Consider the following 1426-nt stretch of genomic DNA (forward strand, 5'->3'; position numbering starts at 1 on the left):
TCCATGGCCAGTGCCTCGCGCGGCGAGATCCCGAAGAACTCGGCATCGAAATCGGCCGCCTCGTGCAGGAATCCGCCTTCCCGCGTATACGAGGTGCCAGGCCGGTCCGGGTCCGTGTCGTGCAGCCGGTCAAGGTCCCAGCCCCGGTCTACTGGGAAGGGCGAGACGGCGTCCGTACCCTGCTCCAGAAGCTCCCAGAGGCCCTCGGGCGAGGACACGCCACCGGGGTAGCGGCAGCTCATTCCGACGATGGCGATGGGCTCACGGGAAGCGGCGAGCAGCTCTTGGTTCTGCTGCCGAAGCCGGCCGGCCTCCTTGAGAGAGTCCCGCAGTGCCGCCACGACCGCTTCGGACGAGGTGTTGTTCATGGTGTTCGTGTCTCCAGGACTCTTCAGGATCCGAGGCTCTCGCGAGCCATCCGGACGAGGGCGTCCACGTCCAGGGCGTCGATGTCGATGTCTTCGCTGCCGTCCGGGCCCGCGGCGCCGTTGCCGCCGGACGCGTCGCTTCCGTCAGGGGCGGCCAGTCCGGTGAGCTTCAGCAGCTCGTCCAGCAGGCCGGAGCCGCGCAGTCGGTCGATGGACAGTGTGGTGAGCATCTTCCGGATGTCGCCGTCCGCGAGCCGGCCGCCGGCCGAGGCTTCCTGCCTCATGCCGTCCGTGCCGGTCGCGGGGGCCAGTTCGGCACGCAGGTGTTCGGCCACGGCGAGGGGGCTGGGGTAGTCGAAGACGAGGGTGGCGGGCAGACGTAGTCCGGTGGTCTTGTTGAGGCGGTTGCGGAGTTCGACGGCGGTGAGGGAGTCGATGCCGAGTTCCTTGAAGCCGCGCCGGCCGTCGACCGCGTCCGAGCCGCTGTAGTCGAGGGTGGCGGCGACTTCACCGCGTACCAGATTGACCAGCAGCTCATCCTGCTCCTCCGGCGTGAGACCAGCCAGCCGCTGCGTGAGGGACGGGCCGGCCGCTTCGGCACCGCCTACGTTCGCCGCCGCTGCCGCTCTGCGCGCCGGGGTACGGACCAGACCGCGCAGCAGCGCGGGCAGTTCCGGGCCCTGGGCCCTGAGCGCGGCCGAGTCGAGCGGCAGCGGTACGGCACCGGAGACGTCGAGCGCGAGCGCGGTGTCGAACAGCTCCAGGCCGTAGGCCGGATCGATGGGCACCATGCCGGTCCGGGTGAACCGGTTCCTGTCGGCCTCGCTCAGCTCGGCCGCCATGCCCCCTTCGGCCCACGGGCCCCAGGCCAGCGAGAGGGCGGGCAGGCCGAGCGTCCGGCGGTGCTGGGCGAGCGCGTCCAGGTAGGCGTTGGCCGCCGCATAGTTGGCCTGCCCCGCTCCGCCCAGCAGCCCCTGGATCGACGAGAAGAGGATGAAGGTGGTGAGGTTGTGGTGTCGGGTGGCTTCGTGGAGGTTGTGGGCGGCGTCGGTTTTGGG

2 protein-coding genes are annotated in these 1426 nt (G+C 70.5%); both read right to left on the minus strand.

Annotated elements, in window-relative coordinates:
• Positions 1-341, minus strand: a 341-nt coding sequence (locus tag MTF69_RS42615) for a beta-ketoacyl synthase N-terminal-like domain-containing protein (RefSeq protein ID WP_374325834.1), incomplete at its 3' end; no start/stop codon positions are given.
• A gap of 50 nt (positions 342-391) precedes the next feature.
• A partial coding sequence (locus MTF69_RS42620; RefSeq protein WP_243342207.1) for a beta-ketoacyl reductase occupies positions 392-1426 on the minus strand: 1035 nt, incomplete at its 5' end.

This window comes from Streptomyces sp. AP-93 (assembly GCF_022808175.1).
Lineage (GTDB): Bacteria > Actinomycetota > Actinomycetes > Streptomycetales > Streptomycetaceae > Streptomyces.